This is a genomic window from Rhodococcus sp. OS5 (genome assembly GCF_056837585.1).
On the sequence record NZ_CM166368.1, the window covers coordinates 1,933,778 to 1,957,493 of the forward strand.

General features: G+C 61.8%; 1 protein-coding gene (only partly in view). It reads left to right on the forward strand.

The window, feature by feature from the left end; translation table 11 throughout:
• Positions 1-23,716 carry the 5' portion of a non-ribosomal peptide synthase/polyketide synthase gene (locus tag ACVZUB_RS09160; RefSeq protein WP_482628304.1) on the forward strand. Its footprint extends 5,030 nt past the window's final position, so only the first 23,716 of its 28,746 coding nucleotides appear in the window; its start codon is at positions 1-3; the stop codon falls past the right edge of the window.

The following is a 23,716-nucleotide window of genomic DNA, read 5'->3' on the forward strand; positions in this document are numbered from 1 at the left end:
GTGAATTCGCTGGGTAACGGAGAACTGGGGAGCGGCAAGCCGGAGGTCGGCAGCTCGCCGGAAGACGTTCAGCGATCCGACGCATTCCCGCTTTCCGCGGCCCAGCTCGGTATGTGGTTCGCGCAACACCTCGATCCCGCCGTTCCGGTCAACATCGCTCAGTACGTCGAACTCCGTGGTGCTCTGGAACTTGACGCCCTTCGGCAGGCCTGCGCAGACGCCGGTCGCGAAATCGGGTCGGCCTTCGTCCGGATCTTCGAGATCGACGCCCAGCCTTACCAGATCATCGACCCCGCACTCGATGATTCGGTCGGTTACGTCGACCTTCGTAGTGAAGACGACTCGCACGACGCTGCCATGCGGTGGATGCGAGCAGATCGCAGCCGGCCGATCGACATGCTCACGGACCGCTTGATCTCTGCCACGATCCTGCGGCTCGGCGAGAATCGCTACTACTGGTACACACGGGTCCACCACACAATTCTCGACGGTTTCGGTGCGTCGACGTTCGTCACTCGTGTGGCGGAGCTGTACTCGGCGCGCGTGGAGGGCCGGGATCCGGAGCCGAGTGAGGCCTCCGATCTCCGGAACGTCTACGAGGTGGACAACAAGTACCGCCAGTCGAGTCGTTTCGAAACCGATCGCAAGTACTGGGCAGACAAGATCGAGAATCTCGACGAGATCTCGAGCCTCGCGGGTCGAAGTGCCGCGCCGGCTCCAGTCAGTCGGATCGACAGTGCAGCGCTGTCCAACCACGTCGAGGCTCTGCTCGGGCGGTTCCTCGAGCGCATCGAGAAGACCACTGTTGCCGGCACTGTCGTCGCGGCGTTTGCGGCGTACCTCGCTCAGATGACCGGACGAGAGGACGTGTCGCTGAGTCTGCCCGTTTCCGGTCGAACAACAGCCGTGCTGCGTCGATCCGGAGGCATGGTCTCCAACGTCGTGCCGCTGCGCCTGACCGTCACCGCGGACACCACCGTCCAGGAGCTTCTGGACGATGTCAGGAACGAAATGTCCGGCGCACTGCGCCACCAGCGATACCGACACGAGGACATGGTTCGCGGCGGGGACGGGCCGGGCCGGGGCGGATTCTTCGGCCCCTGGATCAACATCATGATGTTTTCCACCGAGTTGGCGTTCGGGCCCCTCGTCGGCGAACTTCACATCTTGTCCACGGGTTTGATCGAAGACCTCGGTGTCAACCTGTATCAGAGCGTCGGCGATACCCGCACACACATCGACTTCGAGTCGAATCCCAATCTGTACGCGCCCGCGGACGCCCAGCGAAATCACTCGCGGTTCGTAGAGTTTCTCGAGAAGTTCGTCTCGGCCGAAACGAGCCGCAAGGTCTGGGATCTTCCTGTCGCAACCGACGAGGAGCGAAACAAGGTTGCCTTGTGGAACCGCACCGGCTTCCACGTTGCCTCGCAGACCATCACCGAAGCATTCGAGCGTCAGGTCGAGAGAACTCCCGATGCCACCGCTGTCATTTTCGAAGGCGCCAGCCTCACGTACGCCGAATTCGACTCTCGCGCAAATGGTTTGGCTCGTCAACTCATCGCCATGGGTGTTGGGCCCGAATCGCTTGTAGGACTGTCGATCCGCAGGTCTTTGGACTTGATGGTCGGTCTGTACGCGATTGCCAAGGCCGGCGGAGCCTGGGTACCGGTGGATCCCGACCACCCAGCCGACCGCACCGCCTACATTCTCGAGTCGGCGCAGCCCACGTGTGTTGTGACCACTGCGCGGGACGACGTGGATCTGCCCTCGGGCACACGGGTCATCGAGATCGACACACTGGACTATGGGCAGCTCGACAGCAGGCCGATCGTCAACGCGGATCGCCTGTCTCCCTTGCATTTCTCGAACACTGCGTACGTGATCTACACCTCGGGTTCGACCGGTCGACCCAAGGGTGTCGCGGTCACTCACGCGGCGATCAACAATCAGCTTCAGTGGATGAACGCCGAGTACGGGCTTTCGGCGTCGGACATCTACCTGCAGAAGACCGCTACGACATTCGACGTGTCGCTGTGGGGATTTTTCATGCCGTTGCAGGTCGGCGCCACGCTCGTCGTCGCGACTCCGGACGGTCATCGAGACCCGATCTACGTGGCGAACAAGATCGCGGAGCTCGGCGTCACGATCACCGACTTCGTGCCATCCATGCTCACGCTGTTCACTGCGAATGCACCTGCCGGATCTTGTGATTCGTTGCGCCACGTGTTTGTCATCGGCGAGGCGCTCCCGCCCGAGACGTCTTCCGCCTTCCGCGAACTCTGTGGAGCCGGACTGCACAACCTGTACGGTCCGACCGAAGCCGCGGTATCGGTCACGTACTACGAGGCCGTGGCCACGGATACTACTTCCGTGCCGATCGGTATGCCGCAGTGGAACACTCAGGCGCACGTACTGGACGGGCAACTTCGCCCGACCCCCATCGGGCAGCCGGGTGAGCTCTATCTCGCCGGCGTTCAACTCGCGCGCGGATACGTTGGTCGACCGGACCTGAGCTCGGATCGGTTCGTAGCCAATCCGTACGGCACGGCCGGTGAGCGTATGTACCGGACCGGCGACCTCGTTCGTCGCCGTGAGGACGGAAATCTCGACTACATCGGGCGTACAGACTTCCAGGTGAAGTTCCGCGGGCAGCGCATCGAACTCGGCGAGATCGAGACCGTCCTTCTGGCGCACCCCGACGTTTCGCAGGCTGTCGTTTTGGTGACCGTCACCCCGACCGGTGATCAATTGGTCGGCTACGTCGTGCCGGGTCCAGGCCGAAACATCGATGCTGCGGTGCTCAGTGAGTTCGCCGGCCGAAGCCTCCCGTCGTACATGGTTCCGGCCGCGTTGATGGTGCTCGATGCGTTGCCGCTCAACACGAGTGGCAAATTGGATCGTGCCGGGTTGCCCGAGCCGGTGTTCGCGAGTGCGAAGCAGTACCGCGAGCCCCGCACCGAAATCGAACGCATCGTGGCGGACGTGTTTGCCGACGTTCTCGGTGTCGAGCGCGTCGGTATCGATGACGACTTCTTCGAGCTCGGTGGAAACTCTCTGGTTGCAACACAATTAGTGACGCGAGTGGGTTCGGCATTGGGAGTGCAACTCGGCGTTCGAGAGCTCTTCGAATCCACCACGGTCGCCACCCTGGCGGCCCGCGCCGAGTCGGTGGCGGGCAACGCCAGGCAGCTCACCCCGCTGATCGCCAAGCCTCGTCCCGAGGTCGTCCCGCTCTCGCTTGCGCAGCAGCGCATGTGGTTCATCAACCGTCTCGATCCGTCGACGCCCGCCTACAATCTTCCGTTCACGGTCCGGCTCACCGGTTCGGTGGACCCGTCCGCCCTGCATGCCGCGGTGATGGATCTTCTCGAGCGACACGAGTCCTTGCGGACGATCTACCCTGATGTCGACGGAACCGCGCAACAGCTGGTTCTGCCGGTCGACCGGGCCGCGGTGGAGTTGAATCCGGTCAAGATTCGGAATTCGCATCTCGACGCGGCGCTGTTCGACGTGGCGTCTCGCGGCTTCGACGTGACGCTCGAAATCCCGGTACGGGTTGCCCTCTTCGAGGTGTCTCCGACGGACTACGTCCTGGTGATGGTTCTCCATCACATCGCTGCAGACGGACTGTCGTTCCGTCCGCTCGCACGTGACCTTCTCGTCGCCTACTCGGCGCGAAGTGAGAAGTCTGCGCCGGCGTGGACGCCGCTGCCGATTCAGTACGCCGACTACGCCCTGTGGCAGCGCGAAGCACTGGGATCCGACGAAGACCCGCGCTCGGAGTCGTCTCGCCAGATCAACTTCTGGCGCCGGGCACTTGCCGATCTGCCGGATCAGTTGGATCTGCCGACCGACCGACCTCGTCCTGCCATCGCGTCCAATCACGGTGCCAAGCACCATTTTCAGATCAGCGAACGCACGACGCGCAAGTTGAACGAGTTGGCGCGCTCGAGGAGCGTCTCGCTGTTCATGGTGTTGCAGGCGGCATATGCAACGCTGTTGAGCCGGCTCAGTGGTACCTCCGACATCGCGATCGGTGCCCCGATCGGCGGGCGAGGCGATCAAGCGCTCAACGACGTGATCGGCATGTTCGTGAACACCCTGGTGCTTCGCACCGAGGTCGATCCGAACGAACGATTCGAAGAGTTGCTCGCTCGGGTAAGGGAATCGGGCTTGTCTGCCTACGGGCATGCCGATGTGCCGTTCGAGCGGTTGGTCGAAGTCCTGAGTCCGGCGCGTTCGCAGGCTCGTCACCCGCTGTTCCAGGTTGCGCTCACTGCGGAGATCAGTGGACGACGCGAACTGGAATTCTCAGGTGTCAAAGCAGTTGCAGCTGAATTGGAAGTCCCGGTCGCCAAATTCGATCTCGAGCTCATGGTGTCCGAGAATCCTGAAGGCAGCGAAGACTCGGACGTCTTGAGCGCCACCTTCACCTATGCCACGGACCTGTTCGATCCGGCCACGGTGAACACTTTCGCTACTCGGTTCGTGCGCATCCTCGATGCCGTGGCTACCCGACCTGAAACGATCGTCGGCGATATCGACCTGCTCTCACGCTCCGAGCGCACCGATCTGACGGTCGTAGCCGCGGATGACACGATGCCCCGGCAGAGTCTCGTCGACATCTTCCTGTCCGGCACGGCTGAGGCGGATTCGGTTGCTGTGCGCTTCGAGGGTCGATCGATCACCTATCGAGAGCTCGATGAGCAGTCGTCGAAGCTCGCTCGGGTTCTGATCGGACGTGGCGCCGGCCCCGAGACCATTGTTGCTCTCGCCTTTCCTCGCTCGTACGAGATGGTCTGTGCAGTATGGGCGGTGGCGAAGTCAGGGGCGGCATACGTCCCAGTCGACCCGAGTTATCCGGAAGATCGTGTCCGGCACATGCTGGCCGATTCTTCGGCCGCGATCGGACTCACGTCGGGACAGTTCGTAGATCAGCTTCCTGCGGTCACAGAATGGTTGGTCCTTGACGGCCAGGCGCTGAACGGAGAACTGTCGGCGCAATCTTCAGCGCCGGTCACGGACGAGGACCGAATTGCTCCGATTCACAGTTCTCACGTTGCATATGTCATTTACACATCCGGTTCCACGGGAAAACCGAAGGGTGTCAGCGTCACTCACGGTGGACTCCGTGGCGTCAGAGACGCAGCACAGCGTCGCTACGGGGTAGAACAGTCCTCGCGCTTCCTCCATATCTGTTCACCGAGCTTCGACCCGTCGGTACTCGAATGGATGGTCGCCTTCTCCGCGGGTGCAACTTTGGTGATCGTTCCGTCGACAATTATCGGTGGACACGAGTTGTCGGATCTTCTTCATTCCGAGAAGGTCACACACGCGATCATCACTCCCGCAGTACTCGGGACCATGGAGCCGGCAGAGCTGCCTGAATTGCGAGTCGTCTCCGTCGGCGGTGACGTGACCACTCCCGAGTTGCTGGCGAAATGGGCCCCAGGGCGCGCCTACTTCAATGGGTATGGTCCGACCGAGACCACTATCATCTCGTCGTTCGGCGATCTCGCGATCGGCCGATCGATCGACATCGGGCGTCCCGTCGAGGGCATGTCGGCACTGGTACTCGACGAGCGTCTGCATCCTGTTCCAGTCGGTACCAGGGGAGAGCTCTACTTTGCGGGCGCTGCATTGGCTCGCGGCTACCATGAGCGGCGAGGCCTTTCTGCGGAACGGTTTGTCGCCAACCCGTATTCGCCGGATGGCGAGCGAATGTACCGGACCGGCGATGTCGTGCGCTGGACCGGCGGAGACGCGCGCGGTGACGCGGGGGTTCTCGAATACGTCGGCCGCAGTGACTTCCAGGTCAAGGTTCGCGGATTCCGTATCGAACTCGGTGAGATCGACGCAGTTCTGTCCTCGCACGAGTCTGTGCGCTTCGCGGTGACGGTCGGAAGCGAAGGCGCGGCGGGTGTCACAACCCTCGTTTCCTACGTCGAAATGGCTGACGGGTCGAGTTTCGATCGGGACGTGCTCGCCTCGTTCGTGGCGGAGGCTCTGCCGAGCTACATGGTTCCGTCCGTCATCATGGAACTCGCTGAGGTTCCGTTGACCCCGGTGGGCAAATTGGATCGCCGGGCTTTGCCGGAGCCTGTTTTCGAGGTCCGCGAGTTTCGTGCACCCACCACGCCGGTGGAAGAGATTGTCGCGCAGGTGATTGCGGATGTTCTCGGAGTGGAACGAGTCGGCCTCGACGACGACTTCTTTGAACTCGGTGGCAACTCCCTGGTGGCCACTCAGGTCACCTCCCGATTGGGGCGGGCGCTCGACACTACGGTGCCGGTGCGAACGCTATTCGACGTTTCCACCGTCGAGGCGCTCGCCGCACACATCGAGTCGCACGTAGGTAGCGGCGGGCAGAAGGCGCTCGTCGCACAGGTGCGTCCCGCGGAAATTCCGTTGTCGCTGGCGCAGCAGCGCATGTGGTTCCTGAACCGCTTCGACACCGACTCAGCTGCTTACAACATCACTTTTGCTCTGCACCTGACTGGTCATCTCGATACTGCCGCGATGGAAATGGCGCTGGAGGACGTACTGGCCCGGCATGAGGTGCTCCGAACGGTATATCCGGACGGGGCTTCCGGACCGAAGCAGTCGATTCTGTCGCTCTCGGAGGCGTTCGGCGGGCTGACCGTGGAGTCGGTTTCGGATCAGGACGAGCTCGAAAGTCGAGTCGCTGCAATCGGATCCTCAGCGATCGACGTCACCGTCGACGTGCCGATCCGTGTCCGCCTGTTGACGGTCAGCGACACCGAGCACACCCTTGCGATCGTGGTTCATCACATCGCCGCTGACGGTTGGTCGATGGCGCCCCTGGCTCGCGATGTCATGATTGCCTACTCGGCACGCAAGGACGGGATCGCGCCGGCGTGGCAGCCGTTGACTGTGCAGTACGCCGACTATTCGTTGTGGCAGCGTGAGGTTCTGGGGTCGGAAGAGGACTCGGAATCACTGATCTCGCAGCAGATCTCGTACTGGACCGAGACTCTGGCAGACCTACCGGATGTGATCGAGCTTCCGTCGGACCGGTCTCGGCCTGATGTGGCGTCGATGCGCGGCGAGCGATTCGCGTTCGAGATCTCCGGGGATGTGCACCGTCGATTGGACGCGCTGGCACGGGAGAACAACGCGACGCTCTTCATGGCGTTGCACTCGGCGCTTGCCGTTCTGATGGCCCGACTGAGCGGGACCTCGGACATCGCCGTGGGCACTCCCGTTGCCGGTCGCGGGGACGAGGCGCTCGACGATCTCGTCGGTATGTTCGTCAACACGCTTGTTCTGCGCACCGAGGTCGACCAGGCCCAGGCATTCACGGATCTGCTGGCTGCGGCGAGTGATTCTGCGCTCGGAGCGTTCGCTCACTCGGACGTGCCCTTCGAGCGGTTGGTGGACGTCTTGGCTCCCGCCCGGTCGCAGGCCAGACATCCGCTCTTCCAGGTTGTGCTGTCCTTGCAGAATCTCGCGCAAACGGCATTGGAACTGCCGGGACTGGCGATCAAGGCCGCCGAAATCGACACGACCACTGCCAAGTTCGACCTCGAACTCGCAGTGACAGAGTCGATCGGCGAAGACGGGATCCAGCAAGGGCTCTCGGCCGAATTCACGTTTGCTGCAGATCTGTTCGACGCTTCGACGGTCGAGGGGTTTGCTCGGCGTCTGGTTCGTATCCTCGAGACTGTCGTGTCGGTTCCTTCGATTGTCGTCGGTGACATCGATATTCTCGATGCGGCCGAGCGGGGTGTGCTGGCCGATGTTCATGGAGGTCAGTCGGTCTCGGGAACCCTGGTCGAGATCCTCACAGCGGCGGCCGCTTTGGATCCGTCGGCGGATGCGATTCGCTTCGACGGTCAGTCGATCAGCTACCGCGAACTCGACGAGCGGTCGTCGCGACTCGCTCGTGTTCTGATTGCGAAGGGCGTCGGGCCGGAGGATCGGGTCGCGATCGCGATTCCGCGTTCGGCCGATTCAGTTCTCGCTCTGTGGGCAGTGGTGAAAACGGGTGCTGCATTCGTGCCCGTCGACCCGACGTATCCGGTTGACCGTATCGCCCACATGATCTCCGATTCCGGTGCGGTGCTGGGTCTTGCGCTCAGTGACGTCGAGGCAGGATTGCCGTCGGCGTTGACGTGGGTTGTTCTCGACGACGAGAGGACAGTGGCGGCGTGCGCGGCAGAATCTTGCGCGCCGGTAAGTGATTCGGATCGACGCAGTGCGATCGACGAGCGGCAGCCTGCTTACGTCATTTACACCTCGGGCACCACGGGTCTGCCCAAGGGCGTTGTGGTCACCAATGCGGGTGTGGCGAACTTCTGCGCCGAGCAGGTCGAGCGCTATGCGCTGACCGCGGATGCTCGGACGCTGCATTTCGCCTCGCCGAGTTTCGATGCTTCTGTTCTCGAGTTGCTGATGGCTTTCGGAGCAGCATCGACGATGGTGATTGCGCCGACGACGGTGTACGGCGGCGCGGAATTGGCCGAGATCTTGCGCTCGGAGGGCGTGACGCATGCGTTCGTGACGCCCGCTGCGCTGGCATCAGTGGATCCGAGCGGGCTCGACGCGTTGCGGGTGGTTGTCGTCGGTGGCGAAGCCAGTTCGCGGTCTCTCGTTGCCAAGTGGGCGGTGCCGCTTCCGGATGGCGGTGTGCGTGGATTCTTCAATGCGTACGGTCCGACGGAGTCGACAGTCGCCTCGAACATCAGCGATACGCTGACCGCGTTTGATCGTATGAACATCGGCGGCCCGATTCGGGGAATGGCCGCGCGGATCTTGGACGGCCGCTTGCAGCCCGTTCCGGTTGGTGTCGCAGGTGAGTTGTACGTGTCGGGTGTTCAGGTCGCTCGTGGATACCTGGGACAGCCGGCATTGACAGCGGGTCGTTTTGTCGCAGACCCGTTCGGGGCGCCGGGAGAGCGGTTGTACCGCACGGGTGACGTGGTCCGGTGGATCGACGGTGGCGCAGTGGAGTACGTGGGCCGCAGTGACTTCCAGGTCAAGATCCGTGGGTTCCGTATCGAACTCGGCGAGATCGAGGCCGCGCTGACCCGTTGCGCGGGCGTTGCGCAAGCTGTTGCTCTCGTTCGTTCCGACGATCACTTCGGAGATCGTCTCGTTGCATACGTCGTGCCGCAGGCCGGCGCCGAGGTGGATCCCGCACAGGTCATCGAGTCGGTGTCGACGTTCCTGACCGGCTACATGGTCCCCGACTCGGTACTGGTACTCGATTCGATTCCGTTGACCACCGCGGGCAAGACGGACATCAAGGCTCTGCCCTCGCCCGTGTTCGAGTCCAAGGTGTACCAGGCGCCGATCACGACCGTCGAAGAGACTGTCGCGCAGGTGTTCTCCGAAGTTCTCGGAGTCGCACAGGTTGGCCGCGACGACGATTTCTTCGAACTCGGCGGCAACTCGTTGATCGCGACCCGTGTCGCCGCTCGGCTGGGAGAGGCGCTCGACACAAGCGTTCCGGTTCGTGCGCTCTTCGAAGCGTCGACCGTGCAGTCACTCGCCGTCCGGCTCGAGCTGCACGCCGGTTCGGGCGCCACCGCCCCACTGGTGCAGCAGCCCCGGCCAGCTCGGATCCCACTTTCGTTGGCGCAGCAGCGCATGTGGTTCCTGAACAGGTTCGAACCCGCGTCGGCAGTGAACAACGTCCCGGCGGCGATCAGGATTTCGGGCGCCCTCGATGTGGCAGCTCTTGACGCCGCCGTGATCGATGTCGTGGGCCGACACGAATCACTGCGAACTGTGTATCCAGACGTCGACGGCGTCGGCTATCAGGACGTCCTCGACGTCCAAGACGTTGTCGTCGACCTCAGCCCCGTGTCGATCACGGAAGATCGCCTGGCTGCGGGCGTCGCCGACCTGGCGACAGTCGGCTTCGACGTGACGTCCGAAGTCCCGTTGCGCGCCAAGCTCTTCAAAGTCGGCGACAGCGAATACGTTCTGGTGTTCGTCGTGCATCACATCTCGACCGACGGTTTCTCGATGGGTCCGTTGACCCGTGACGTGATGGTTGCCTACGAAGCACGTACACGAGCGTCGGTGCCGGCTTGGACGCCGTTGCCGGTGCAGTACGCCGATTACTCGTTGTGGCAGCGTGAGGTTCTCGGGTCCGAGGACGATCCGCGGTCCGTGATCGCGAAGCAGATTGCGTTCTGGTCGGATGCGTTGGCTGATCTTCCGGAGCAGTTGGATCTGCCTGCCGATCGTCCTCGTCCCGAGGTCGCTTCAGGGCGCGGAGCCGAGGTCGAGTTCGATATCGACGCCACCCTGCACGAAGCTGTCAATTCGATTGCGCACAGCAGTAACTCGACACCATTCATGGTTGTTCACGCAGCGCTCGCCGTCGTACTTTCTCGTTTGTCCGCAACGACCGACATCGCGATCGGTACACCGATCGCGGGTCGCGGTGAGGCGCAGCTCGACGATCTGATCGGTATGTTCGTCAACACTTTGGTGTTGCGTACCGAGGTTGATCCGTCGATGTCGTTCACGGATCTGTTGGCTTCGGTGCGTGAAGTGGATCTACAGGCGTTCGCGCATGCGGATGTTCCGTTCGAGCGTGTGGTGGAGGTTCTCGATCCGGTTCGTTCGCAGGCTCGTCATCCGCTGTTCCAGGTGGCATTGACGTTCCAGAACCACGAACAGACAACGCTCGAACTGGGCGACCTCGAAGTGTCGATCGAAAGTGCCGATCTTGCGCTGGCGAAATTCGACCTCCAGTTGACCCTGACCGAACGAACCGACGAGGCCGGCGCACCCGCCGGAATGTCCGCCTCTTTGACGTATGCGACGGATCTGTTCGACGAGTCGACCGTTGTGGAATTCGGTGATCGGCTGGTAAGGACCTTCCGTGCGGTGACTGCTGATCCCACCGTAGCGGTGGGTGACGTTGACATCTTGGTCGATGGAGAACGAAACCTGCTGTCCCGCTTCAGTGCCGGCCAGATCGATCGTGGTGTGGATTCGACGTTGTCGGCGTGGTTCGATGATGCTGCTGCGCGGTTTGGTGATCGGGTTGCGGTGCGGTTCGGTGGCGAGTCGTTGTCTTATGCGGAGTTGTCGGTGCGGGCTAATCGTTTGGCGCGCACGTTGATTGCTCAGGGTTGTGGTCCGGAGTCGTTGGTGGCGGTGGCGTTGCCGCGGTCGGCGGATCTTGTGGTGGCGTTGTTGGCGGTGGTGAAGTCCGGTGCGGGGTATTTGCCGGTGGATCCGTCGTATCCGGCTGATCGTGTCGAGTTCATGTTGGCTGATGCTGCTCCGGTGGCTGCGATTTCGTGGTCCGGGCGTGAGTTGGTGTTGCCCGCTGGTTTGCCTGTGGTTGATATCGACGCGGTGGATGTGTCGGAGTTCGATGGTTCGGTGGTGGCGGATGCGGATCGTGTTGCGCCGTTGCGGTCGTCGAATGTTGCGTATGTGATTTACACGTCGGGTTCGACGGGTCGCCCGAAGGGTGTGCAGGTTCCGCACACGACGGTGGCGAAGTTGTTTGCGAATACCGAGGGTGTGTACGGGTTCGACGAATCCGATGTGTGGACGATGTTCCACAGTTATGCGTTCGACTTCTCGGTGTGGGAGTTGTGGGGTCCGCTGTTGTACGGCGGCACGTTGGTGGTTGTGGATTATGTGACGTCGCGGTCGCCGGAGGGGTTCTTGGAGTTGCTTGCTGCTGAGCGGGTGACGGTGCTCAATCAGACGCCGTCGGCGTTCTATCAGTTGGCCGAGGCTGATCGGTTGGCGTCGGAATCCGGTCGGGCCGCTGAGTTGTCGTTGCGGTGGGTTGTTTTCGGCGGCGAGGCGCTCGAGCTGCGTCGCTTGTCGGATTGGTACGGCCGCCGCGGTGACTTCGCGCCGACGTTGGTGAACATGTACGGCATCACGGAGACGACGGTGCATGTGAGCCATCGTGTGTTGGATGCTGCGTTGGCGGCGGATGCGTCGGCGAGTGTTGTGGGTCAGGCTATTTCGGGTCTGCAGGTGTTCGTGCTCGATACGCGTTTGGCTCCGGTGCCTGTTGGTGTCGCTGGTGAGATGTATGTCTCTGGTGTTCAGTTGGCTCGGGGTTATCTGGGTCAGGCGGGGTTGACGTCGACGCGGTTTGTGGCGAATCCGTTCAATGCCGGCGAGGTGTTGTATCGCACGGGTGACGTGGCGTCGTGGAACAGTGCTGGTGATTTGGAGTATCTGGGTCGCGCGGATGATCAGGTGAAGATCCGTGGTTTCCGGATCGAGATCGGTGAGATCGAGTCTGCGGTGTTGGCGGATGTGTCGGTGGCGCAGACGGCGGTGGTTGTTCGTGAGGATTCTCCGGGTGATCAGCGGTTGGTGGCGTATGTGGTTCCGGCTGCGGGTGTGAGCGTTTCGGTCGACGATGTCCGCACCGGTGTGGGTTCGTTGTTGCCGGAGTACATGGTGCCGTCGGCGTTTGTGGTGTTGGATTCGATTCCGTTGACGGTGAACGGGAAGTTGGATCGTCGGGCGTTGCCGGTTCCGTCGTTGCAGGTTGCGGTGTTCCGTGCTCCGACGTCGGTGGTGGAAGAGGTTGTTGCGCAGACGTTTGCGGATGTTCTGGGCGTCGAGCGTGTTGGTTTGGATGATGATTTCTTCGCGCTCGGTGGTAATTCGCTGATTGCGACGCAGGTGACGTCTCGGTTGGGTCAGGCGTTGGATGCTTCGGTGTCGGTGCGGGAGTTGTTCGAGGCGTCGACGGTGGAGGCGTTGGCTGCTCGTTTGGGTTCTCATGTCGGTGGCGGTTCACGTGCGGCGTTGACTGCGCAGGTGCGTCCGGTTCGGGTGCCGTTGTCGTTGGCGCAGCAGCGCATGTGGTTCCTCAACCGATTCGACACCGATTCTGCTGTCAACAATGTCCCTGTTGCCGTTCGGCTCACGGGTGCGCTCGATCTGGCGGCCCTGAATTCGGCAGTTCACGACGTTATCGGCCGCCACGAGGTTCTGCGCACGGTCTACCCCGAGGTCGACGGCGTCGGCTACCAGAAGATCTGCTCGGTAGAAGATGTCTCGATCGATCTCGGCGCAGAACGCGTCACAGACGACCGAATCCAGGCGGAGCTGTATTCGTTCTTCGCCCAGGGCTTCGATGTCACTGTCGAGGTTCCGTTGCGCGCCAAGCTTTTTCAGGTCGCCGATGACGACTTCGTGTTGTCGTTCGTGATGCATCACATCTCGACCGACGGCTTCTCGATGGGCCCGTTGACCCGCGACCTCATGACCGCCTACTACGCCCGAACCAACGGCCAGGCTCCGACCTGGACGCCGTTGCCGGTGCAGTACGCCGACTATTCGTTGTGGCAGCGTGAGGTTCTCGGGTCCGAGGACGATCCGCAGTCCATGATCGCGAAGCAGATTGCGTTCTGGTCGGATGCGTTGGCTGATCTTCCGGAGCAGTTGGATCTGCCTGGTGATCGTCCGCGTCCCGAGATTGCTTCAGGGCGCGGCGCCAATCACAGTTTCACCATCGAACCGCAGCTGTGGTCCGAGCTGGACGAACTGGGCAAGGCAACGAACGCAACTCCGTTCATGGTTGTTCACTCGGCTCTGGCGGTGCTGTTGGGACGACTGTCCGCGACGACCGACATTGCGATCGGTGCCCCGATCGCGGGTCGTGGTGAAGCCGAGCTCGATGACGTGATCGGTATGTTCGTCAATACCTTGGTGTTGCGTACCGAGGTTGATCCGTCGATGTCGTTTGCCGAGTTGTTGGCGTCGGCGCGTGAGGTGGATTTGCAGGCGTTCGCGCATGCGGATGTTCCGTTCGAGCGTGTGGTGGAGGTTCTCGATCCGGTTCGTTCGCAGGCTCGTCATCCGTTGTTCCAGGTGGCGTTGACGTTCCAGAACCTTGGACAGAGTGCTCTCGAACTGCCCGGACTCACCGCCGCTGCTGTGGAATTCGACGCAGCACTGGCCAAATTCGATCTGCAATTCACACTTGAAGAAGCCGCTGACGCCGGTATGTCCGGCACCCTGACCTACGCGACGGATCTGTTCGACGCGTCGACAGCGGCCGAGTTCGCTGATCGGTTCGTGTCCGTCCTCCGTGGCGTTGTCGCGAATCCGGCCGCTGCCGTTGGCGACGTGGATGTTATGACCGCCGGTGAGTTGGATCGCGTTCTGTCATGGAGCGACACGGGTGTCGACAGTGGTGTGGATTCGACGTTGTCGGCGTGGTTCGATGATGCTGCTGCGCGGTTTGGTGATCGGGTTGCGGTGCGGTTCGGTGGCGAGTCGTTGTCTTATGCGGAGTTGTCGGTGCGGGCTAATCGTTTGGCGCGCAGGTTGATTGCTCAGGGTTGTGGTCCGGAGTCGTTGGTGGCGGTGGCGTTGCCGCGGTCGGCGGATCTTGTGGTGGCGTTGTTGGCGGTGGTGAAGTCCGGTGCGGGGTATTTGCCGGTGGATCCGTCGTATCCGGCTGATCGTGTCGAGTTCATGTTGGCTGATGCTGCTCCGGTGGCTGCGATTTCGTGGTCCGGGCGTGAGTTGGTGTTGCCCGCTGGTTTGCCTGTGGTTGATATCGACGCGGTGGATGTGTCGGAGTTCGATGGTTCGGTGGTGGCGGATGCGGATCGTGTTGCGCCGTTGCGGTCGTCGAATGTTGCGTATGTGATTTACACGTCGGGTTCGACGGGTCGCCCGAAGGGTGTGCAGGTTCCGCACACGACGGTGGCGAAGTTGTTTGCGAATACCGAGGGTGTGTACGGGTTCGACGAATCCGATGTGTGGACGATGTTCCACAGTTATGCGTTCGACTTCTCGGTGTGGGAGTTGTGGGGTCCGCTGTTGTACGGCGGCACGTTGGTGGTTGTGGATTATGTGACGTCGCGGTCGCCGGAGGGGTTCTTGGAGTTGCTTGCTGCTGAGCGGGTGACGGTGCTCAATCAGACGCCGTCGGCGTTCTATCAGTTGGCCGAGGCTGATCGGTTGGCGTCGGAATCCGGTCGGGCCGCTGAGTTGTCGTTGCGGTGGGTTGTTTTCGGCGGCGAGGCGCTCGAGCTGCGTCGCTTGTCGGATTGGTACGGCCGCCGCGGTGACTTCGCGCCGACGTTGGTGAACATGTACGGCATCACGGAGACGACGGTGCATGTGAGCCATCGTGTGTTGGATGCTGCGTTGGCGGCGGATGCGTCGGCGAGTGTTGTGGGTCAGGCTATTTCGGGTCTGCAGGTGTTCGTGCTCGATACGCGTTTGGCTCCGGTGCCTGTTGGTGTCGCTGGTGAGATGTATGTCTCTGGTGTTCAGTTGGCTCGGGGTTATCTGGGTCAGGCGGGGTTGACGTCGACGCGGTTTGTGGCGAATCCGTTCAATGCCGGCGAGGTGTTGTATCGCACGGGTGACGTGGCGTCGTGGAACAGTGCTGGTGATTTGGAGTATCTGGGTCGCGCGGATGATCAGGTGAAGATCCGTGGTTTCCGGATCGAGATCGGTGAGATCGAGTCTGCGGTGTTGGCGGATGTGTCGGTGGCGCAGACGGCGGTGGTTGTTCGTGAGGATTCTCCGGGTGATCAGCGGTTGGTGGCGTATGTGGTTCCGGCTGCGGGTGTGAGCGTTTCGGTCGACGATGTCCGCACCGGTGTGGGTTCGTTGTTGCCGGAGTACATGGTGCCGTCGGCGTTTGTGGTGTTGGATTCGATTCCGTTGACGGTGAACGGGAAGTTGGATCGTCGGGCGTTGCCGGTTCCGTCGTTGCAGGTTGCGGTGTTCCGTGCTCCGACGTCGGTGGTGGAAGAGGTTGTTGCGCAGACGTTTGCGGATGTTCTGGGCGTCGAGCGTGTTGGTTTGGATGATGATTTCTTCGCGCTCGGTGGTAATTCGCTGATTGCGACGCAGGTGACGTCTCGGTTGGGTCAGGCGTTGGATGCTTCGGTGTCGGTGCGGGAGTTGTTCGAGGCGTCGACGGTGGAGGCGTTGGCTGCTCGTTTGGGTTCTCATGTCGGTGGCGGTTCACGTGCGGCGTTGACTGCGCAGGTGCGTCCGGTTCGGGTTCCGTTGTCGTTGGCGCAGCAGCGCATGTGGTTCCTCAACCAGTTGGATACGAGCTCGGCAGGGAACAACGTCCCGGTTGCGATAACTCTCACCGGAGAACTGGACGTCTCGGGGCTGGAGCAAGCGGTCGCCGACGTTATCGGCCGTCACGAGGTTCTGCGCACGGTCTACCCCGAGGTCGACGGCGTCGGCTACCAGAAGATCGTTGCACCGGCTGATGTCGACGTGAACCTCGCTGCAACCTCGGTCTCGGATTCGGAGATCGTTTCCGAGGTAACGAACTTCGTAGCGGCAGGCTTCGACGTGACGGCCGAGGTGCCGTTGCGCGCCAAGCTTTTCCAGATCAAGGCCGACGAGCACGTTCTGGTATTCGTGGTGCATCACATCTCGACCGACGGTTTCTCGATGGGCCCGTTGACCCGCGACGTCATGACCGCCTACTACGCCCGAACCAACGGCCAGGCTCCGACCTGGACGCCGTTGCCGGTGCAGTATGCCGATTACTCGTTGTGGCAGCGTGAGGTTCTCGGGTCCGAGGACGATCCGCAGTCCGTCATCGCGCAACAGATCACTTACTGGGCGCAAGCACTGGACGGCGTGCCCGAACAGTTGAATCTTCCGGGGGATCGGGCTCGGCCGGCGGTATTCTCCGGTCAGGGAGCGACATTCGAATTCTCGATCGGTCAGGAATTGCATGAGCGGCTGATCAGCGTGGGCCGGGAACACAATGCGTCGATGTTCATGGTGGTCCATGCGGCTCTGGCGTCGCTTCTCGCTCGTCTGTCGGGAACAACGGACATCAACATCGGTGCACCGATGGCCGGGCGAGGTGAATCCGAACTCGACGATTTGATCGGAATGTTCGTCAACACCCTGGTTTTGCGTACCGAGGTTGATCCTTCGGCGGCGTTCACAACACTTCTGGCCTCGGCTCGGGAAACCGACCTTCAGGCGTTCGCGCACTCGGACCTTCCGTTCGAGCGGCTCGTGGAAGTGCTGGATCCCGTTCGGTCGAGGGCACATCACCCGCTGTTCCAGGTGGCATTGGCATTTCAGAACCTGGGGCAGAACTCGTTGGCTCTGCCCGGTCTGACGGCGGCCGAGTTCGAAATCGACGAGACCGTGGCCAAGTTCGACCTGCAGCTCACGATCAGTGAGGTATCAGAAGGGCTGTCGGCGACGTTCACGTACGCGACGGATCTGTTCGACGAATCGACCGTCCGCGGATTCGCCGCACGATTGATGCGCATTCTGAACGGAATTGCGACGGACCCCGCAACTTCAGTGGGTGACATCGAAATCCTCGACGCGTCCGAGCGTGAGGTTCTGACGAGTCAAAGGGCTTCGTCAGGAGTAGCGCAGGCGCCGTTGGCCGAGATTCTTGCCGACGCTGCTGCGCGCTACCCGGACAACGTCGCTTTGCGCTACCCCGGCACGGCGCAGGCCGCGGCCGGTAGGTCCATGACGTATCGCGAGGTCGACGAGTGGTCGTCGAGGCTGGCCCGCGTTTTGATCAACCGTGGTCTCGGGGCTGAAGATCTTGTGGCGGTGTCGATTCCGAGATCCGTCGAATCGGTACTCGCGGTCTGGGCAGTGTCGAAGACCGGGGCAGCGGTCGTTCCGATCGATCCGCACTATCCGGCAGACCGTATCGCGCACATGCTCAGCGACTCGGGTGCGAAGGTTGGCCTGACCCTCGACGTCGAACGTCCGAATCTCGCCGACGACGTCGAGTGGTTGGTCGTGGACGGACCGCTCGGCGAACAGATGATCGCCGGAGTGTCCGGAGCGCCAATAGATGCCGAGGAACGTGTCCGTGCACTGACGACTGCTCATCCGGCTTGGGTCATCTACACCTCCGGCACGACAGGACTGCCGAAGGGCGTTGTCGCGACCAACGCGGGACTGGCGAGCTTCAGTGTCACGCAGGCCGCGCATTACCTCGTGAAGCCCACCTCGCGGACATTGCACTTCGCGTCACCGAGTTTCGACGCGTCGATGCTCGAGTTGTTCCTCGCGGTGGCCACCGGCGCGACGATGGTCATCGTCCCGCCTGGCGTGTACGGCGGCGACGAACTGGCTGAGGTGTTCCGTAGCGAACGAGTCACGCATGCGTTCATCACACCCGCTGCCCTGGCGTCGATGGACCCGAGCGGCCTGGACGACCTGACGGTGGTAGGCGTGGGTGGCGAAGCGTATTCGCCGGAACTGATCAGCAAGTGGACGACAGGGGACGGATCGGCCGCGTCGGCTTCGGCTCCCAGGACATTCCTGAATGTCTACGGCCCGACCGAGACGACGATCGTGACGAACGTCAGCGTTCCGCTTCTGCCCGGTGACCGAATGGACATCGGCGCCACGATCGGTGACATGGCAGCATTCGTCCTGGACACACGACTCAATCCAGTTCCACTGGGAGTCTCGGGCGAGCTGTATCTGTCCGGTCCTCAGGTGACCCGCGGCTATCATCGTCGTCCAGGCTTGAGTGCCGATCGATTCGTGGCAAACCCGCACGGTAATCCGGGCGAGCGAATGTACCGAACCGGTGACGTGGTGCGCTGGGTCGCTGGAACGGCACCCTCCACCTACGCCGTGGAATACGTGGGCCGCAACGATTTCCAGGTCAAGATTCGCGGTTTCCGTATCGAACTGGGCGAAATCGATGCATCGCTGACGGCACACCCCGAGGTCGAGTTCGCTGCGACGATGGGTACGACCCTGCCGTCGGGTGCCCCGGCGCTGGTGTCGTACGTGTTCACCGGAAAGCACGCTTCGGTCACTTCGGCGGAATTGATCGAATTCGTCTCCAGAACCCTTCCGGCCCATATGGTTCCGGCTTCGGTCATGGTCTCCTCGGACATGCCGCTCAGTCCGGCAGGCAAGTTGGACCGAAAAGCGCTCCCAGCACCGGTTTTCGAGACCAAGGAATTCCGCGCCCCGGTCACCGAGATGGAACAAATCCTGAGCGAGATCTTCGCGGACGTTCTCGGCCTGGATCGCATCGGCACCGACGACTCGTTCTTCGCTCAGGGCGGCGACTCGATCATGTCCATCCAACTCGTCTCTCGTGCGAAGGCACGTGGGGTCGTATTCGCACCCAGTGACGTCTTCGAGAGCAAGACTGTCGCGGCATTGGCCGACGTGGCGAAGTATGCCGCCGACGTCGAGGCCGCGGTGGTGCTCGAGGAGTTGCCGGGCGGTGGAGTCGGCTGGATGCCGTTGACGCCGATCGAACGATTCATGGTCGAGCGCGGTGGCAGCTACAACCGATTCACGCAGACGATGACTCTCGAGCTTCCACTCGGAGTGCATCGAACCGACATCGTGCGAACACTCGCCGCAGTCGTCGACCACCACGACATGTTCCGCTCGCGGCTGATCTCCGACGGTCGCGGATGGGGGATGTCGGTCTCCGAGCCCGGTACCGTGGACGTCGAGGATCTGCTCAGCCGCGTCGATGTCGACGCGGCTGCGGACGAGTCGACAATTGTTCTCACGGCTTCCAAGGGCCTCGACGAGGCTCTCGGCCGGTTGAATCCGGCGGACGGCGTAATGGTTCAGTTCGTGTGGGTCGACTTCGGTCCCACTCGCACCGGGCGCTTGATCATCGCTGCACATCACCTGATCGTCGACGGGGTCTCCTGGCGAATCATCGTTCCGGATCTGGTGTCGGCTGCGGCTCAGATGGCCGGGGCGAGCGGAGCGACGGGGGATGTTGCTCTCGAGCCGACCGGTACGTCGATGCGACGCTGGGCTCATGCTTTGTCCGAAGAGGCCCATCGGGATTCGCGTGTGGCCGAGCTGGATACGTGGCGGAAGGTGTTGCAGACACCGGACCCGGTGCTGGGTAAGAGGGCGTACGACTCTGCCGTCGACGTTGCGGCAACGGTTCAGCGGATAAGCGTGACGGTCCCCACTCAGGTGACGGAGACTCTGTTGACCACGCTGCCGGAGGTTTTCAACGGCGGCGCCAACGACGGCCTGCTCGCTGGACTGGCACTCGCGCTGATCGAGTGGCGTCGCCGAGCCGGAATCGACTCGACGTCTGCCTTGCTGCAACTCGAGGGCCACGGTCGCGAAGAAGCCGTGATTCCTGGCGCGGATCTGTCAAGGACCGTTGGCTGGTTCACCGCTGCCTTCCCGATCAGTCTCGATCTTTCCGAGGTAGATCTGGGTGACGCTTTCGCCGGAGGTGATTCGGCGGGACGCGCGATCAAAGCAGTGAAGGAACAGCTTCTGGCGATCCCGGACAAGGGCGTCGGGTACGGACTGCTGCGCTACCTGAACGAAGACACGCGCGCAGTGCTTTCTCGCTTCGCCGGGGGACAGGTCAGCTTCAACTACCTGGGACGAGTTGTCGCCGAGGATCTTCCGGCAGGCGTCGAGGGACTCGGGTGGCTGCCGGCCGGCGATTTCGCCAACGTGTCGGCACCCGAAGACGTCGACATGCCCGCAAACAAGGTCGTCGACATCAATGCGATCGTCAACGACGGCGCAGACGGTGCTGTTCTGGAGGCCTCTTTCGCATACCCCGTCGGTGCCATCGACGGCGAGAGTGTCGAGACATTTGCACAGATTTGGGTCGAAGCACTGACTGCCCTGGCGGAGCATTCTCGCTCCGTCGGAGCCGGTGGACTCACACCGTCCGACGTGCCGCTTGTCTCCGTGAGCCAACGAGATATCGACGTCTTCGAGAATCGATTCGGTACGGTGACCGACATCTGGCCCCTGGCACCGCTGCAGTCCGGTTTGCTCTTCCACGCGATGTTGGCAGAATCCAGCGTCGACCTCTACTCGGTGCAGATGATTCTCACTCTGTCCGGGAAGGTGGATGCCGACCGCTTGCGCACTGCAGCACAGGGAATCATCGACCGTTATGCGAACCTGCGAACGGCATTCACGGCCGACGACGACGGAACGCCGGTCCAGATAGTCCTCGAAGACGTTCCAGTCCCGTGGCGGAACATCGATCTCAGCGATATTGCGGCCGTCGACCGTGAGGCAGCTCTGAACGAAGTTTTGACGGCTGACCAGGCGACACACTTCGACATGGCGTCACCGCCGTTGATTCGGTTCACCTTCGTCACCATGGCGGAGGGGGACTATCGCTTGGTGGTGGCGAATCACCACATTATTCTCGACGGTTGGTCGGTGCCACTGCTCTTGCAGAACCTGTTGGCGCTGTACGCGACGCGTGGTGACGACTCGGTTCTTCCGCGTGTGCGTAGCTATCGCAATTACCTGGCGTGGCTTGTCGATCAGGATCGTGATCGATCACTCACAGCCTGGGCGGATGTGCTTTCCGGCGTCGAAGAGCCGACGCTGCTTGCTCAGGTCACAGGCGGACAGGAATTCACCGCGCTGTCACAGAAGCTGAACGTGTCGATGTCGTCGGAGACAACCGCGGCGCTCACCGCTCTGGCCGCACGACTCGGGGTCACCGCCAACACGATCGTGCAGAGCGCGTGGGCGGTCCTGCTCGGTGCGTTGACCGGAACCGACGACGTTGTCTTCGGTGCAACAGTGTCCGGCCGGCCACCGGCGCTCACCGGCGTCGAATCGATGGTCGGGTTGTTCATCAACACCCTCCCCGTGCGGGTGCGCCTCGACGCCGGGGAGTCCGTCGAAGAATTGGTTGCCAGGGTCCAGATCGAGCAGGCGAGAATGCTTGATCATCACTATCTCGGTTTGACCGATGTCCAGAAAGCAGCGGACGTCGGAACACTGTTCGACACGTTGGTTGTATTCGAGTCGTACCCGGTCGACCGTGAGGGCCTCGCCGCACAGGCGGATGTTCTCGACGGAATGATGATCGACGACATCGCCTCGGACGATTCCACGAACTACCCGTTGACCCTGCTGATCGCACTCGACGAGCAGTTGCACTTGACGCTGCGGTACCTACCGGACTTCTTCGATGCCGACTACGCAACTGCGTTGCTCGACAGAGTTCTTCGACTGCTCTCCTCCGTAGCCACCGATCCTTCGGTGCGTGTTGGTGACGTTGATATTTTGGATTCTGTTGAGCGTTCGTTGGTGCTCGAGGGGTGGAATGACACGGCTCGTGAGGTTGCGGGTGTGTCGGTGTTGGATGGGTTTGTTGCGCAGGTGGCGGCGTCTCCGGATGCGGTAGCGCTCTCGTTCGAGGGGCAGTCTCTGTCGTATGCGGAGTTCGATGCTCGGGTGAATCGTTTTGCCAGGTATTTGGTTTCGGTGGGTGTGGGGCCGGAGTCGTTGGTGGGTGTTGCGGTTCGTCGGTCGGTTGATTTGTTGGTTGCGGTTTACGGTGTGCTCAGGGCTGGTGGTGGGTATGTTCCGGTGGATCCGGATCAGCCTGCGGAGCGTAATGGGTATGTGTTGGCGGCGGCGTCGCCGGTGTGTGTGGTCAGTACTTCTGATGTTGGTTTCGATGCTGGTGTGGTGCCGGTGGTCGAGGTTGATGTTGTTGATGTGTCTGGTTTTTCGGATGCTCCTGTCTCGGATGTGGATCGGGTTGCGCCGTTGCGGTCGGGGAATACGGCGTATGTGATTTTCACGTCGGGGTCGACGGGTCGGCCGAAGGGTGTGGCTGTCAGTCATCGCAGTGTGGTCAATCAGGTGTCGTGGTTGGCGGAGCGTTATGCGGTGTCGGGTTCTGATGTGGTGTTGCTCAAGACTCCGGTGACGTTCGATGTGTCGGTGTGGGAGTTGTTTGTTCCGTTGGCGGTGGGTGCTCGGTTGGTGGTGGCTACTCATGACGGTCATCGGGATCCGGGGTATTTGGCGTCGGTGGTAGCGGCGGAGTCGGTGTCGATGGTCTCGTTTGTGCCGTCGATGTTGGAGGTGTTCGTCGATCAGTTGGTCGACACGTCGGAGGCGACGATTTCGCGTCTCGGTGGTGGTGGGTTGGGTTCGTTGCGGGTGATTTTCGCGGCGGGTGAGGCGTTGCCGGCGTCGGTGGTGCGTCGGGTGTTGTCGGTGTTGCCGTCGGTTGAGGTTCATAATTTGTATGGTCCGACGGAGTTCACGGTGCATGCGACGGCGGCGGGTCCGCTCGATGGTGTGGGTGTGGTGGTGCCGATGGGTGCTCCGGTGTGGAATTCGTCGGTGTTGGTGTTGGATTCGCGGTTGCGTCCGGTGCCGGTGGGTGTTGCGGGTGAGTTGTATTTGTCGGGTGTGCAGGTCGCTCGTGGGTATTTCGGGCGGGTGGATTTGTCGGCGGAGCGGTTTGTGGCGAATCCGTTCGGTGGGGTGGGTTCGCGGATGTATCGCACGGGGGATGTGGTGCGGTGGATCGGTGTGTCGGGTGAGCTCGAGTATGTCGGTCGTAGTGATTTTCAGGTGAAGTTGCGTGGTCAGCGGATCGAGTTGGGGGAGATCGAGTCTGCGGTTCGGGATCAGGTGGGTGTGGGTTCTGTGGTGGTGGTGGTGTGGCGTGATCAGTTGGTTGCGTATGTCACTGCTGCGGTGGGGTCTTCGGTTGATGTTGATGTGGTGAAGGTGGGTGTGGGGGAGCGGTTGGCGTCGTATATGGTGCCGTCGCAGTTTGTGGTGTTGGATGCGTTGCCGCTCAATGCTTCGGGGAAGTTGGATCGGAAGTTGTTGCCGGAGCCGGTGTTCGAGGTTGCGGTGTTCCGGGCTCCGGTGACGGCGGTGGAGGAGATCGTTGCGTCGGTGTTTGCCGAGGTGTTGGGTGTCGAGCGCGTGGGTCTCGATGACGATTTCTTCGAGC